10 protein-coding genes and 2 tRNA genes are annotated in these 15,325 nt (G+C 68.2%); 4 read left to right on the top strand and 8 right to left on the bottom strand.

Annotated elements, in window-relative coordinates:
* Positions 1–77: 77 nt before the first annotated feature.
* A complete protein-coding gene (locus Bsp3421_RS19995; protein ID WP_274002651.1) occupies positions 78–1,631 on the top strand; it encodes an NAD(P)H-hydrate dehydratase in 1,554 nt (517 codons plus the stop codon).
* A 79-nt stretch (positions 1,632–1,710) separates the two neighbouring features.
* Positions 1,711–3,330, top strand: a complete 1,620-nt coding sequence (pgi, locus tag Bsp3421_RS19990) for a glucose-6-phosphate isomerase (protein WP_274002649.1) — start codon at positions 1,711–1,713, stop codon at positions 3,328–3,330.
* Between the two features lie 92 nt (positions 3,331–3,422).
* Here the strand turns inward: pgi and Bsp3421_RS19985 are convergent, their stop codons facing one another.
* Positions 3,423–4,142 (bottom strand): ABC transporter ATP-binding protein, encoded by a 720-nt coding sequence (locus Bsp3421_RS19985; RefSeq protein ID WP_252984660.1) that lies wholly within the window; start codon positions 4,140–4,142, stop codon positions 3,423–3,425.
* Here Bsp3421_RS19985 and Bsp3421_RS19980 point away from each other — a divergent pair.
* On the top strand, positions 4,141–4,815 hold the full coding sequence (locus Bsp3421_RS19980) for an arylesterase (protein WP_274002648.1): 675 nt from the start codon (positions 4,141–4,143) through the stop codon (positions 4,813–4,815). The two genes, Bsp3421_RS19985 and Bsp3421_RS19980, sit on opposite strands and share 2 nt — an antisense overlap.
* Before the next feature lie 258 nt (positions 4,816–5,073).
* On the opposite strand, the gene Bsp3421_RS19975 is transcribed toward Bsp3421_RS19980, so the two are convergent.
* From Bsp3421_RS19975 to tig, 7 genes are all read right to left on the bottom strand, one after another.
* A complete protein-coding gene (locus Bsp3421_RS19975) occupies positions 5,074–7,008 on the bottom strand; it encodes a SurA N-terminal domain-containing protein (protein ID WP_274002646.1) in 1,935 nt (644 codons plus the stop codon).
* Positions 7,009–7,093: 85 nt separating this feature from the next.
* A tRNA-Asp gene (locus tag Bsp3421_RS19970) sits at positions 7,094–7,170 on the bottom strand.
* A 21-nt stretch (positions 7,171–7,191) separates the two neighbouring features.
* Positions 7,192–7,267: transfer RNA gene (locus Bsp3421_RS19965), tRNA-Val, on the bottom strand.
* Between the two features lie 211 nt (positions 7,268–7,478).
* A complete protein-coding gene (gene lon, locus Bsp3421_RS19960) occupies positions 7,479–9,899 on the bottom strand; it encodes an endopeptidase La (RefSeq protein ID WP_274002644.1) in 2,421 nt (806 codons plus the stop codon).
* A gap of 197 nt (positions 9,900–10,096) precedes the next feature.
* Positions 10,097–11,368, bottom strand: a complete 1,272-nt coding sequence (gene clpX, locus Bsp3421_RS19955) for an ATP-dependent Clp protease ATP-binding subunit ClpX (RefSeq protein ID WP_274002643.1) — start codon at positions 11,366–11,368, stop codon at positions 10,097–10,099.
* Positions 11,369–11,520: 152 nt separating this feature from the next.
* A complete protein-coding gene (gene clpP, locus Bsp3421_RS19950; protein WP_274002642.1) occupies positions 11,521–12,174 on the bottom strand; it encodes an ATP-dependent Clp endopeptidase proteolytic subunit ClpP in 654 nt (217 codons plus the stop codon).
* Positions 12,175–12,310: 136 nt separating this feature from the next.
* Positions 12,311–13,660 carry a trigger factor gene (gene tig / locus Bsp3421_RS19945; protein WP_274002641.1) on the bottom strand — a complete coding sequence of 450 codons (1,350 nt, stop codon included), beginning with the start codon at positions 13,658–13,660 and terminating at the stop codon, positions 12,311–12,313.
* A gap of 368 nt (positions 13,661–14,028) precedes the next feature.
* On the opposite strand from tig, the gene Bsp3421_RS19940 reads away from it, so the two are divergent.
* A complete protein-coding gene (locus tag Bsp3421_RS19940) occupies positions 14,029–15,186 on the top strand; it encodes a glycerate kinase family protein (protein WP_274002640.1) in 1,158 nt (385 codons plus the stop codon).
* Positions 15,187–15,325: the final 139 nt, after the last annotated feature.

Genomic DNA, 15,325 nt, shown 5'->3' with positions numbered 1-15,325 from the left:
GCCCTGACCGTCCTCTGCCGCCATGCCGCCCGACTCCCCGCCCGACCTGCCCGTTTCGCCCCCGCCCCGCCGATCCGTTGGCCGCGCCGCCCGCCCCGTTGCTGGCGGTCGCGGAACTGCGCGCGATCGAGGCCTGGGCCGACGCCGCGCTGCCGCCGCATGCGCTGATGCAGCGCGCGGGCGACGCCGCCGCGCACTGGCTCGCGGCGCGGGTCGGCGACGATCCCCGCCCCGTCTGGTTCGCGGCCGGCCCCGGCAACAACGGCGGCGACGCGCTGATCGCGGCCGCGCAGTTGCAGCGGCTCGGCATCGACACCGAGGTCTGCATGCCGGTCGAGGTGCGTCCCGCCGACGCGCGCTGGGCGCTCGCATGCGCGCGCGACGCGGGCGTCGCGCTCGGCGCGACGCCGCCCGCCTCGTTCGACGCCTATGGCTGGCTCGTCGACGGGCTGTTCGGCATCGGCCTCGCACGGCCGCTCGACGGCGGGTTCGCCGCGCTCGCCGAGCGGCTCGCGGCCCGCGCGCGACGCGACGGCCGGGTGCTCGCGCTCGACACGCCGAGCGGCCTCGACAGCGACACCGGGATGCGCGTGGGCGACGGGCCCGCGGTCGCGGCCACGCATACGCTGTCGCTCATCGCCGCCAAGCCGGGGCTCTACATGGGCGAAGGCCGCGATCTCGCCGGCCTGATCGAGGTCGCGTCGCTTGGTCTCGACGCGCCGGCCGCGCCCGCGACGCGCCTGAATGCGCCGGCGCTGTTCGCCGATGCGCTGCCCGCGCGCGCGTTCGCCTCGCACAAGGGCAGCTACGGCAGCGTCGCGATCGTCGGCGGCGACACCGGGATGGCCGGCGCGCCGATCCTCGCCGCGCGCGCCGCCCTGTACGCGGGCGCGGGCAAGGTGCATGTCGGCTTCGTCGGCGCGGGCGCGCCGGCCTACGATCCGCCGCACCCCGAATTGATGCTGCATCCGGCCGACGCGCTGCCGACCGCCGCGTTGAGCGCGCTCGCGATCGGCTGCGGGCTCGGCACCGGCGTGCACGGCGCGGCGGCGCTGCGCGCGGCGCTCGCGCTCGACCTGCCGCTGCTGCTCGACGCGGACGCCCTGAACCTGATCGCCGCCGACGCCGACCTGGCCGCGACGCTCGTCGCGCGCGGCGAGGCCGGCGAGGCCGACGGCGCGACCCATCGCGCGGCGATCCTGACGCCCCATCCGCTCGAGGCCGCGCGCCTGCTCGGCGTCGACACCGCGACCGTGCAGCGCGACCGCATCGCGGCGGCGCGCGCGCTCGCGCGGCGCTTCGGCGCGGTCGTCGTGCTGAAGGGCGCCGGCACGGTGATCTGCGCGCCGGACGGCGAAACCACGATCAATCCGACCGGCAGCGCGGCGCTCGCGACGGGCGGCACGGGCGACGTGCTGGGCGGCCTGATCGCCGCGCTCGCCGCACAGCGGCTGCCGTGCCTCGCGGCCGCGCGCGCCGGGGTGTATCTGCACGGGCTCGCGGCCGACTGCCTCGTCGCGCGCGGCGCGGGCCCCGCCGGCCTGACCGCGGGCGAGCTCGCGCCGATGGTGCGCAGCCTGCTCAACCGGCGCTTTTACGCGCACGCGATCGCGGCCGCGCCGCTATACTGACTGACCCGCCGCGCCGGCGGCCCGCTCGCGCGCCGCCGGCGCGCGACTCCCATCGATTCGCTGCTTCGCCACGACTGCCATGACGCTGAACACGCTCCCCGCCTGGAACGCCCTGCAATCGCACTATGCCGAGATCCGCGACGCGCACCTGCGCGACTGGTTCGCGCCGGCCAACGATCCCGCCCCGACCCGCGCCGAGCGCTTCACGTTCTCGGGCGGCGGACTCGCCGCCGATTTCTCGAAGAATCGCATCACCGATGCAACGCTGGGCCTGCTCGTGCAACTGGCCCGCGAGGCGGGCGTCGAGGCGCGCCGCGACGCGATGTTCGCGGGCCAGGTCGTGAACCCGACCGAAGGCCGCGCGGCGCTGCATACCGCGCTGCGCGCGACCGCGTCCGACGCGCCGTTCCACGCGCAGATCGCGGCCGAGCGCGCGAAGATGGCGCGCTTCGCCGACGCGGTGCGCGACGGCGCCTGGACCGGCTACACCGGACGGCGGATCCGCCACGTCGTGAATATCGGCATCGGCGGTTCCGATCTCGGCCCGAAGATGGTCGTGCACGCGCTGCATCACCTCGCCACGCCCGAGATCACCAGCCATTTCGTGTCGAACGTCGACGGCGCGGATCTCGCGCGCGTGCTCGAACGAATCGACCCGGAAGAAACGCTCGCGATCATCGTGTCGAAGACCTTCACGACGCTCGAGACCATGACCAACGCGCGCTCGCTGCGCGACTGGTTCATCGCGAAGGGCTGTCCGGAGACGGCGCTCGCGAAGCACTTCGTCGGCGTGTCGGCGAACCCGGCCGAGGTCGTTCGTTTCGGCATCGCCGGACAGAACGTATTCGAAATGTGGGATTGGGTCGGCGGCCGCTACTCGCTGTGGTCGGCGGTCGGGCTGTCGATCATGATCGCGATCGGCCCGCGCGGATTCGACGCGCTGCTCGCCGGCGCGCACGAGATGGACGAGCATTTCCGTCACGCGCCGCTCGAACGGAACCTGCCGGTGCTGCTCGGCATGATCGGGATCTGGTATCGCAACTTCTTCGGCGCGCAAAGCTACCTGGTCGCACCGTATTCGGAAGCACTGCACTTCCTGCCCGCCTACCTGCAGCAGCTGGAAATGGAAAGCAACGGCAAGTCGGCGCGCCTCGACGGCGCCTTCGTCGACTACCCGACCTCCGCCGTCACCTGGGGCGAGCCGGGCACCAACGGCCAGCACGCGTTCTTCCAGATGCTGCACCAGGGGCCGACGATCGTGCCGATCGATTTCATCGCGGTGCTGACGCCCGAGCATGCGCTCGCGAGCCATCATCCGAAGCTGCTCGCGAACTGCTTCGCGCAGAGCGAGGCGCTGATGCTCGGCCGCACGCTCGACGAGGCGCGCCGCATCGCGGGCGACAAGCCCGAGCTGGCGCCGCACCTGACCTTCCCCGGCAACCGGCCGACCACGACGCTGCTCGTCGAGGCCTTGACCGCGGGTGCGCTCGGCGCGCTGATCGCGCTGTACGAGCACAAGGTGCTGGTGCAGGCCGCGGTGTGGAACATCAATCCGTTCGACCAGTGGGGCGTCGAGCTGGGCAAGATCCTCGGCAAGGTCGTGGAAGCCGATCTCGACGCGGCGCAGGCCGATCCGGGCAAGCACGATTCGTCGACCTCCGCGCTGATCGCGCGGGCCCGCGCCGCGCTCGCGCGCTGACGGGCGCCGTGCCGGCGGCGCGGCTCGCCTCCACGCGAGCCGCGCGGCACCCGGCGCGAGGGGCCGAGCCCGCGCTACCGGGGCCGAAACCCTCAGGTGCCGCTACGCTGCCGCGATGCGGCCGGCTCGACGAGCCGGCCCGCGTCGAGCGTCACGGTGGCGTCGCAGCGGCGCGCGAGTTCGGGATCGTGCGTGACCAGCACGAGGGTCGCGCCATACGCGCGATTGAGATCGAACATCAGGTCGATCACCGCATGCCCGGTGGCGGCGTCGAGGCTGCCGGTCGGCTCGTCGGCGAACAGGACCGATGGGCGCGTGACGAACGCGCGGGCCAGCGCGACGCGCTGCTGCTCACCGCCCGACAGCAGTTTCGGATAGTGGCCGGTGCGCGCGCCGAGCCCGACCTGATCGAGCAGTTCGCGGGCCTGCGCCGCCGCCTCGCGCGCGCTCACGCCGCCGCGCAATTCGAGCGGCAGCATCACGTTCTCGAGCGCGGTCAGATGCGGCATCAGCTGGAACGACTGGAACACGAAGCCGACCGCGCCGTTGCGCAACGCCGCGCGCGCATCCTCGTCGAGCGCGCCGAGTTCGTGACCGAGCAGGCGAACCGTGCCATCCGTCGCGCTGTCCAAGCCGGCAAGCAGCCCGAGCAGCGTCGACTTGCCCGATCCGGACGCGCCGACGATCGCGACGCTGCTGCCCGGCCGCACCGTCAGGTCGATCCCGTCGAGGATCGTCAGTTCCCCGGCGGCGTCGGCCACGCGTTTCGACACATTGCGAACTTCGATGATCGGATCGGTATTCTTGAGCATGAACAAGACACTTCACTGGAAAGCCGGCGCGATCGCCGCGTGGCTCGGATGGGCCGTCGTCACGACGGGCGGCGCGCTGGCCGCCACGCCGGGCGCGGGAGGCGACGCCGGCAAGCCGGTCGTCGTGGTGCTCGGCGACAGCCTGTCGGCCGAGTACGGGCTGCCGCGCGACACCGGCTGGGTGGCGCTGATGCGCCAGCGCCTCGCGACGGAACGCATCGATTATAGCGTCGCGAACGCCAGCATCAGCGGCGACACCACGAGCGGCGGCCGCGCACGCCTGCCGGCCGTGCTCGCGCGCCTCAAGCCCACGGTCGTGATCGTCGAGCTGGGCGGCAACGACGCGCTGCGCGGCGTGCCGCTCGCGACCACCGAGCGCAACCTGCGCGACATCGTCACGCAGGCCCGCGCCGCGCAGGCGAAGGTGCTGCTCGTCGGCATGTACGTGCCGCCCAATTACGGGCCGGACTACACGCAGAAATTCCAGGGCGTCTACCGCACGCTGTCGCAAGAGCTGCGCGTGCCGCTCGTGCCGTTCCTGCTGGCCGGCATCGAGAACCGGCCCGAGCTGTTCCAGGCCGACCAGATCCACCCGACCCAGCAGGCGCAGGGCCAGTTGCTCGACAACGTGTGGCCCGCGCTCAAGCCGCTGCTGCGGACCACCACGCGCTGAGCCACCCTCGCGTGCGAGGCGAGGCTTCGATAGGGCCTTCGTCCGGAAGCGTCCGGGAAACCGGCGCGCGCCATGTTTCAGCGTCCCAGGAAACGCAACCGGATGAACAGCCATGAGCAGGCAAATTCGACGCCGCGAGATCGAGCCCTGATGCCGAGTCGCCGCGCGCTGAGTCGCCGCGCGCCGTAAACGCAACAAGGCCCCGCGCGTGCGGGGCCTTGTGTCGGATGCGCAAGCCCGGCAAGCCGGGCGCGCGGCTTACTCGCCGCCGTCCTGGGACGCGTCCGCGATCGAGCCGTAGTGCTTGACCTTCGAGCGGTCGCGCAGCCCCGCCATCACCGCCTCGACCTCGCTTTGCGCGTACACCTGCGCAAGCTGCTGCTGCGCGGCGGCCAGGCGCTGCGCGTCGACCGGCGCGGCCGGCACCAGCGCGTTGACGCGGAAGACCGCGTAGCCCGCCTCGCCAAGATCGACACCGACATAGGCCGGCAGCGACTTCGGATCCACCTTGTAGATCGCGCTCACCGCCGCGGGCGGCAAGCCGTGCGCCTGCGCGCGCGAGATCTTGTCGGCCGGCGTGAAGCCCGTGGTCGACTTCGACTTCTGCAGCGCCGCGAGCTTCGCCGCGCCATCCTGCTTCGCGAGCGCCAGTTCCTGCTCGGCCACCACCTTCTCGCGCACCGCGGCCTTGATCGCATCGAGCGTCGGCACGACGGACGGCTTGTGCTCGGTCACGTGCGCGGAGATCAGCGTGTTGTTGCCGACGTCGATCGCCTGCGTGTTGTTGCCGACCTTGGTCGCATCGGCCGAGAACACCGCCGCGAGGAACTTCGCGTTGTTGAGCGGGCTGTCGGGCGGCAGCGCCGGATTCAGCTGCGGCGAGACCGTCGCGGTCTGGATCGTCAGCTTGTACTTGTCGGCAGCCGGCTGCAGGCTCTTGGACTTCTCATAGACGGTCGACGAGAACCCCTCGGCGTTGTCCGCGTAGGCCTTCGCCGCGTACTGCTGGCGCAGCTCGGTCGCGATCGCATCCTTGACCTCGGCGAACGGCTTCTGCGTCGCCGCCTTGACCTCGGTCGCCTTCAGGATGTGGAAGCCCAGATCCGATTCCACGACAGTGCTCACCTCGCCCTGCTTGAGCGCGAACGCGGCGTTGTCGAACGCCGGGCCGCCTGCCGTCGAACCGCGCGCGATGAAACCGAGGTCGCCGCCCTTGGCCGCCGACGGCGCGTCCTGCGACTGCTTCGCGGCGATCTGCGCGAACTGGTCTGGATGCGCCTTGACGTCGGCGAGCAGTTGCTCCGCCTTCGACTTCGCCGCGCTCTTGTCGGCCGCGCTCGCATCCTTCGCGGCCGCGATGAAGATATGGCTCACGCGCACCTGTGCGTCGGTGCGGAAACGCGCGGCGTTGTCGTCGTAGTACTTCTTGAGATCGGCGTCGGTCAACTGCGCGCTCGCCGCCGCGGCGGCCGGCGAATAGACGAGGTACTGGATCGTCGCCGACTCGGGCGTCGCGAACGACGCCTTGTGCGCATCGTAGTAGGCGCCGATCTGCGCGCCGGTCGGCTGCACCTTCGACGCGTAGTCGGCCGGCTTCAGGACCAGGGCCTGCACTTCACGCTGCTGTTCCGCGAGTTCGGTCAGGTGCTGCGCGAGGCTCTTCGGCGTGAAGGCGGTCGTGATCACGCTGTTCGGGATCTGCTGCAACGCGAGGTTGTAGCGCACGCGCTCCTGGTACTGGTCGGGCGTCATCCCCTGCATCGCCAGCAACTGCGTGTAGCGCTCACCGTCGAACGAACCATCCGGCTTCTTCAGCGAGGCAATCACCGGATCGCTGAGCAGCGTCTGGCGCACTTCCGCGTCCGAGGCGGTCAGGTGCAGGCGGCGCGTCTCGTCGGCGAGCGCGCGCTGCTGGATCAGATTGTCGAGCAGCTGCTGGCGGCGCTCGGGCGAATCGAAGGTCTTCGCATCGAACTGGGCGCCGAGCATCTGGCGCGCCTGGTCGACCTGCTGGCGCAGCGCGGTGTTGAACTCGGCGCGCGTGATCTTGTGCCCGTTGACTTCCGCAACATTCGCGGTCTCGTCGAAGAAGCCGCGGAAACCCTGAATCCCGACGATCCCCAACCCCGGCAGCACGATCAGGAGCAGGAGGAACATCATCAGGCGCTGGTGATTACGGAAGAAATCGAGCATGCGTGACGATTGAGAAGGACAAAACGCCCGATATTACCTCAGCGGGCAAGAAAAAAGGCGAACCGGAGTTCGCCTTTCGGAATGATGGCGGAGCGGACGGGACTCGAACCCGCGACCCCCGGCGTGACAGGCCGGTATTCTAACCGACTGAACTACCGCTCCTTGGTCTTGGGCAATCGGAACTGGTGGGTGCTGAGAGGCTCGAACTCCCGACCTACGCCTTGTAAGGGCGCCGCTCTACCAACTGAGCTAAGCACCCGCTCCGCATTGCCGCCTGCCCGGAGTCTTGCAACCCTCAAGCAGCGAGCCCGCAACTATAGCGCAACCGCGCCCTGTTTGCCAAGCCCATTCGCATCGCTTCCGTACGCAATATAGCCCAGGCGCGATCCGATCCCAAGCACCCATAAAAAACCCGCGGCGCACGCGCCGCGGGTTTCGGGAGCGCGCGCCGCACGGCGCGCCGCTCATGCTCAGTGCTTGACGAAATCGGACGCGCCCGCATCCTTGGCGGCATCCGCGACCGGCGCGGCGGCTTTCGCCTCCTCTTCCGGCAGCGCCTCCGGCAAACGCTCGAGCGCCAGTTCGAGCACCTTGTCGATCCAGCGGACCGGCACGATCTCGATCGCGTTCTTCACGTTGTCGGGGATCTCGGCGAGATCCTTGACGTTCTCTTCCGGGATCAGCACGAGCTTGATGCCGCCGCGATGCGCAGCCAGCAGCTTCTCCTTGAGCCCGCCGATCGGCAGCACTTCGCCGCGCAGCGTGATCTCGCCCGTCATCGCGACATCGGCGCGCACCGGGATGCCCGTCAGCACGGACACCAGCGCGGTCGTCATCGCAATGCCGGCGGACGGACCGTCCTTCGGCGTCGCGCCTTCCGGCACGTGAATGTGGATGTCCTGCTTCTCGAATGCCTCGTCCTTCACGCCGAGCCGGCGCGAACGCGAACGCACGACCGAACGCGCCGCCTCGACCGACTCCTTCATCACGTCGCCGAGCGAACCGGTGCGGATCACGTTGCCCTTGCCGGGCATCACGGCCGCTTCGATCGTCAGCAGATCGCCGCCGACTTCCGTCCACGCGAGGCCGGTGACCTGGCCGACCTGGTTTTCCTTCGCGGCCAGACCGAAGTCGTACTTGCGCACGCCGAGGAAGGTGTCGAGGTTCTCGCCGTCGACCTTGATCGCGCCCGTCGCCTTCTTGAGCAGCAGCATCTTCACGACCTTGCGGCAGATCTTCGACACTTCGCGCTCGAGCGAACGCACGCCCGCTTCACGCGTGTAGTAGCGGATGATGTCGCGGATCGCCTGCTCGGTGACCTCGATCTCGCCTTCCTTCAGGCCGTTGTTCTTCTTCTGCTTCGGCAGCAGGTAACGCTGCGCGATGCTGACCTTCTCGTCTTCCGTGTAGCCGGACAGGCGGATCACTTCCATCCGGTCGAGCAGCGGCGGCGGGATGTTCAGCGAGTTCGAGGTCGCGACGAACATCACGTCCGACAGGTCGAAGTCGACCTCGACGTAGTGGTCGGCGAATGTGTGGTTCTGCTCCGGATCGAGCACCTCGAGCAGCGCCGACGACGGATCACCGCGGAAATCCATGCCCATCTTGTCGACTTCGTCGAGCAGGAACAGCGGATTGCGCACGGCGACCTTCGACAGGCTCTGCAGGATCTTGCCCGGCATCGAGCCGATGTAGGTCCGGCGGTGACCGCGGATCTCCGCCTCGTCACGCACCCCGCCGAGCGCCATGCGGACGAACTTGCGGTTCGTCGCGCGGGCGATCGACTGGCCGAGCGAGGTCTTGCCGACGCCCGGAGGCCCGACGAGGCACAGGATCGGCGCCTTCACCTTGTCGACGCGCTGCTGGACCGCGAGATACTCGAGGATCCGTTCCTTGACCTTCTCGAGGCCGTAGTGATCCTCGTCGAGCACGCGCTCGGCGTTCGACAGGTCGTTGTTGACCTTGCTCTTCTTGCGCCACGGCAACGCGATCAGCGTGTCGATGTAGTTGCGCACGACGGTCGCCTCGGCCGACATCGGCGACATCAGCTTGAGCTTCTTCAGCTCCGCATCGGCCTTCTTCTTGGCTTCCTTCGGCATGCGCGCGGCGTTGATGCGCTTCTCGAGCTCCTCGAGATCCGCGCCTTCCTCGCCCTCGCCCAGTTCCTTCTGGATCGCCTTGACCTGCTCGTTCAGGTAGTACTCGCGCTGGCTCTTCTCCATCTGGCGCTTCACGCGCCCGCGGATGCGCTTCTCGACCTGCAGGATGTCGATCTCGGCTTCGAGCTGCGCGAGCAGGTGCTCGAGGCGCTCGATCACCGGGAACATCTCGAGGATGTGCTGCTTCTGGTCGAGCTTGAGCGGCAGGTGCGCGGCGATGGTGTCGGCAAGACGGCCCGCCTCGTCGATGCCCGACAGCGAGGTCAGGATCTCCGGCGGGATCTTCTTGTTCAGCTTCACGTACTGGTCGAACTGCGACACGATCGCGCGACGCAGCGCCTCGGTTTCCGCGCTGTCCGCGTGATCCGGTTCGAGCGGCATCACCTCGCAGGAGAACTGCGTCTCCTGCTCTTCGATCGACAGCGCCTGCGCGCGCTGCAAGCCCTCGACGAGCACCTTCACGGTGCCGTCGGGCAGCTTCAGCATCTGCAGGATGTTGGCGATGCAGCCAACCTCGTACATGTCTTTTTCGGTCGGCTCATCCTTGGCCGCGGTTTTCTGCGCGACGAGCATGATGTGCTTGCCGCCTTCCATCGCGACTTCGAGGGCCTTGATCGATTTCGGTCGACCCACGAAGAGCGGGATCACCATATGCGGGAAAACGACGACATCCCGCAGCGGCAGCAGCGGGAGCGTGATGCGTTCCGGCGGAAGAAGTTGGGTGCCTGACATTTCATTTCCCCATGAGTGGAATCAATTGTTCGGTAATTGAGGCCGGCACAGCAGATTGCAAGCCTTCAGCGCGTGGGAAATATTCGGTAAAAATTCAACCGTGGCGGTTCGAGTCAGAGTTACCCACAAAGATAAACGAAAAAAAGCCGCTCACGACGCCATGAACGGCTTTTTTGCTTACCACACCTTAAAGCCGATCAATTCGAACCCGCCACCTTGGGCGCGTCCTCATAGATCAATAACGGTTTACCATCGCCGTCGATGACATTGTCGTCGATGATGACTTTGCTGACCCCTTTCATCGTCGGCAATTCGTACATCACGTCGAGCAGCGCCTGTTCGATGATCGAGCGCAGGCCGCGCGCGCCGGTCTTGCGGCGGATCGCCTTGCGGGCGACGGCCTGCAGCGCGCCCGGACGGATTTCGAGTTCGACCCGTTCCATCGCGAACAGCTTGTGGTACTGCTTGACGAGCGCATTCTTCGGCTCGATCAGGATTTTCACCAGGGCGGCCTCGTCGAGCTTGCCGAGCGTCGCGACCACCGGCAGACGACCGATCAGTTCGGGGATCAACCCGAATTTGATCAGATCCTCCGGCTCGACCTCGCGCAGCACCTCGCCCGCGTCACGCTCCTGCTTGCTCTTCACGGTCGCGCCGAAACCGATGCCGGTCTTCTCGGTGCGATCGGTGATGACCTTCTCCAGGCCGTCGAACGCGCCGCCGCAGATGAACAGGATGTTGGTCGTGTCGACCTGGATGAAATCCTGGTTCGGGTGCTTGCGGCCGCCCTGCGGCGGCACCGACGCCATCGTGCCCTCGACGAGCTTGAGCAGCGCCTGCTGCACGCCCTCGCCCGACACGTCGCGGGTGATCGACGGGTTGTCCGACTTGCGGCTGATCTTGTCGATCTCGTCGATGTAGACGATGCCGCGCTGCGCCTTGTCGACTTCGTAGTTGCAGTTCTGCAGCAACTTCTGAATGATGTTCTCGACATCCTCGCCGACATAGCCGGCTTCCGTCAGCGTGGTCGCGTCGGCGATCACGAACGGCACGTTCAGCAGGCGCGCGAGGGTCTGCGCGAGCAGCGTCTTGCCGGAACCCGTCGGGCCGATCAGCAGGATGTTGCTCTTCGACAGCTCGATGTCGTCCTTCTTGTCGAGATGCTTGAGGCGCTTGTAGTGGTTGTAGACCGCGACGGCGAGAATCTTCTTCGCGCGCTCCTGCCCGATCACGTATTGATCGAGGATGTCGCGAATTTCCTGCGGGCTCGGCAGATCCGATTTCGACAGGCTGGCTTCGACGCCCGCCGCGGCTGCTTCGTCGCGAATGATTTCGTTGCACAGGTCGATGCATTCATCGCAGATGAACACCGACGGGCCCGCGATGAGTTTCTTCACCTCATGCTGGCTTTTCCCGCAGAACGAGCAATACAACAGCTTCTCGCTGTTAGAACCTTTCTTGTCCGCCATGGATGTATGAGCCTCCGGACGCGTGAGTTACATGATACGCCGTTTGCCCCCGACACCACGATCCGGGGTGCGCGGGGGCCGGCTGGATGTGCTTGCCGCCGATGCTCGGGGCGTCGGGGACGGCCGCCGTTTTGGGGCGGCACCCCACTAGATCAGGGACGCTTGGCCGACACGTGGTCGATCAGCCCGTATGCCTTCGCATCATCGCTGGACATGAAATTATCACGATCGGTGTCGCGCGCGATGCGCTCGACGTCCTGCCCCGTGTGTTCGGCGAGCAGCGCGTTCAGGCGCTCCTTCAAGTAGAGGATCTCGCGCGCCTGGATCTCGATGTCCGACGCCTGGCCGCGCGCGCCGCCGAGCGGCTGGTGGATCATCACGCGCGCGTTCGGCAGCGCGAAGCGCTTGCCCCGTGCGCCCGCCGCGAGCAGGAACGCACCCATGCTGGCCGCGAGGCCCATGCACAGCGTCGACACGTCGGGCTTCACGAACTGCATCGTGTCGTAGATCGCGAGACCGGCCGACACCGAGCCGCCCGGGCTGTTGATGTAGAGGCTGATGTCCTTGTCGGGATTCTCGCTCTCGAGGAACAGCAACTGCGCGACCACGAGGTTCGCGGTCTGGTCGTTCACTTCGCCGACCATGAACACGATGCGCTCTTTCAGGAGGCGCGAATAGATGTCATACGAACGCTCGCCGCGGCCGCTCGTCTCGACGACGATCGGCACCAGACCCAGCGCCTGGGTCTCGAAATCCCGCGGAGCGTGCGAAGCCAACGTATCCAGCAATTGAGCGCGATTGATCATTCAATGAGCCTTGTCCGAGTGAGTATTGAACGGAGCGGAAGCAAACCGCGACCACCATGTTACCGGCAGTCGCACAGAATGCGAAAACGGCGTGCGGGCCGTCGCTCGGACAGCCAGCACGCCGCTGGAGCAACGCTTAAGCTTGCGCCGTCGCGCTCGCCAGTGCTTCGAAGCTCACTTCCTTGTCCGTCACCTTCGCCTTGCCCAGCACGAAGTCGACGACGTTGCTTTCAACGACGAACGCTTCCATCTCGGCGAGGCGCTGCTGGTTCGAATAATACCAGCGGACCACTTCCTTCGGGTCTTCGTAGCTCTTCGCGAACTCGTCCACTTCCGCGCGGATCTGTTCCGGCTTCGCCTCGAGGCCGTTCGACTTCACCAGTTCGGCCAGCACGAGGCCCAGCTTCACGCGGCGCTCGGCCTGCTCGGTGAACATCTCGGCCGGGATCGGCGCCTGCGCCGCATTCGGCACGCCGCGCTGCGCGAGATCCTGGCGCGCCATCTCGACGAGACGCTCCTGGTCCTGCTCGACCAGCGCCTTCGGCACGTCCAGCTCCGAAATCTTCAGCAGCGCGTCCATCACCTGATTCTTCACGATCGCCTGGGTGCGACGCTTCGCCTCACGCTCCAGGTTTTCCTTGATCTCGCCGCGCATCTTCGTCAGATCGCCGTCTTCGATGCCGAGCGACTTCGCGAATGCCGCGTCGATCTCCGGCAGGTGCGCCCACTCGACCTTCTTCATCGTGACCGTGAACTTCGCGGTCTTGCCCGCGACGTCCTTGCCGTGATAGTCGGCCGGGAACGTCAGGTCGAATTCGCGCGACTCGCCGACCTTCAGGCCCAGCGCCGCCTTCTCGAATTCGGGCAGCATGCGGCCTTCGCCGAGCACGAACGGGAAGTCTTCCGCGGTACCGCCCTGGAATGCGACGTCGTCGATCTTGCCGACGAAGTCGACCGTCACACGGTCGCCGTTCTGCGCGGCCGTTTCCGCGCCGCCGTCACCGTGCTCGCCGCCTTCGCCGCGCGCGTGGAAATGCACGCGCTGCTTGCGCAGGATGTCGAGGGTGCGGTCGATCTCGGCGTCGCCGATGGTCGTGGTCGAACGCTCGACCTCGGCCACGGCCAGATCGCCGATCTTCACTTCCGGGTAGACCTCGAAGGTCGCGTCGAACGCGTACGCTTCTTCCGACAAGGCTTCCTGCTTCGGCGCGAAGCTCGGCTGGCCGGCAACGCGCAGGTTTTCCGCGCGGCTGATGTCGAAGAATTCCTGCCCGATCTTGTCGCTCAGCACTTCCGCTTCGACCTGGCCCGAATACTGCTGCGCGACCATCTTGAGCGGCACCTTGCCCGGGCGGAAGCCCGGCATGCGCACGTTCTTCGCGAGTTTCTGAATACGGGCGTCGATTTCCTTCTGCACGACTGCCTTCTGCAGCGAGATCGTGACGCGGCGTTCGAGCTTGCCGAGGTTTTCAACAACGTTAGCCATGGCTTCAATCGTCCTAAAATTATTCGAGCGAATCGGTTTTCCTTGCCGTACCCGCGCGGCGGCGGATGTGCCCGCGCCGCCGTTGCGCGCCCCGCGCGCAAACGACGAGCGTGCGCAGCGCGGGCGGCTTCCAAGCACGGCTTTGGCCGGAAGAATCGACTATTCTAGCAAACTATTTTCCCCGCACCGCGAGATTCCATCCCCGCTCGCCCCGCGACCGTCGACGGCACGCCCGCACCCCGCGCGATGCCGGTCATGCGCCGCCCCGTATCCGGGCCACCCGGCCGCCCTGCTAAGCTTCGATCCGACGCGGCGCCGCGCGCCGCCGAATTCCTCACACCAATCGACGTTCCATGTCCGGAGACACCATGCCGCATCCGCCCGTTGTCGTCATCGCGCCCGATTCCTTCAAAGGCTCGCTTTCCGCCGCGCAGGTGGCCGACGCGATCGGCGCCGGGGTGCGCCGCGCGCAGCCGGACGCCGAGCTGCGCTGCCGGCCGATGGCGGACGGCGGCGAGGGCACCCTCGATGCGATGCTCGCGCACGGCGGCGCGCGACGCACGCTGCGCGTGGCGGGCGCCGCGCTCGCGCCGCGCGACGCGGCGGTCGGCCGGCTCGCCCCGGATACGGCGCTCGTCGAAACGGCCGAGGTGGTCGGCATCACGGACCCGGCCGGGATGGCCGCGCCGGTCGAGGCGCGCAGCACGCGCGGCCTCGGCGACGCGATCCGCGCGCTGCTCGACGACGGCGTGCGCACCTTCTACGTCGCGCTCGGCGGCAGCAGCACCAACGACGCCGGCGCGGGCCTGCTCGCCGGGCTCGGCCTGCGCGCGTTCGACGCCGACGGCCGCGCGCTCGAACCGACGCCCGCCACGCTCGCGCGCATCGCCCGCCTCGACGTGGCGGGCCTCGATCCGCGGCTCGCGCAGGCGACCTTCATCGGCATGTCGGATGTCGACAACCCGCTCACCGGCGCGCACGGCGCAACCGCGGTGTTCGGTCCGCAGAAGGGCGTGACGCCCGCCCAGGTCGAACCGCTCGACGCCGCGCTCGGGCACTTCGCCGAGCTGCTCGAGGCCGCGCTGCCGCGCCGCCCCGGCACGCCCGCCGGCCGCGCGCGCGACCTGTCCGGCGCCGGTGCGGCGGGCGGGCTCGGCTTCGCGCTGCACATGCTCGGCGCGCGCTTCGAAGCGGGCGCCGAGGTGGTCGCGCGGCAGATCGGCCTCGACGACGCACTCGCGGGCGCGCACTGGTTGATCACCGGCGAAGGCCGCTCCGACGCGCAGACGCTGCACGGCAAGGCGCCGTTCGTCGCCTGCCGGCGCGCGCGCGCAGCGGGCGTGCCGGCCACGCTGTTGTCGGGCGCGGTCGACGCCGCCGCGCTCGCGGCGCTCGGCGCGCATTTCGACGGCTGCTTCTCGCCCGCGCCGGGCCCGATCACGCTCGACGTCGCGATCCGCGACGCGGCCCGCCTGCTCGCCGACGCGGCGGAACAGCTGACCCGCCTGAAGTACGGCCGCACCTGAAACGGCGGCCGTCGGCGCGACGCCGCCGCCTCGCCGAAGGCGGTTCGGACGTCGCGCGGCCGCCGCACCGCGCGCGCCGACGTTGACCGCGCGCCGGGATACGGCAACAATCGGGCCGCCCCCTCCTTCAGGATTCCGA

Origin of the sequence: Burkholderia sp. FERM BP-3421, from assembly GCF_028657905.1 — a bacterium.
In the GTDB taxonomy this organism is placed as follows: Bacteria; Pseudomonadota; Gammaproteobacteria; order Burkholderiales; family Burkholderiaceae; genus Burkholderia.
Note: the sequence above shows the minus strand (reverse complement) of the source record. Positions and strands in the feature narration are given on the sequence as shown.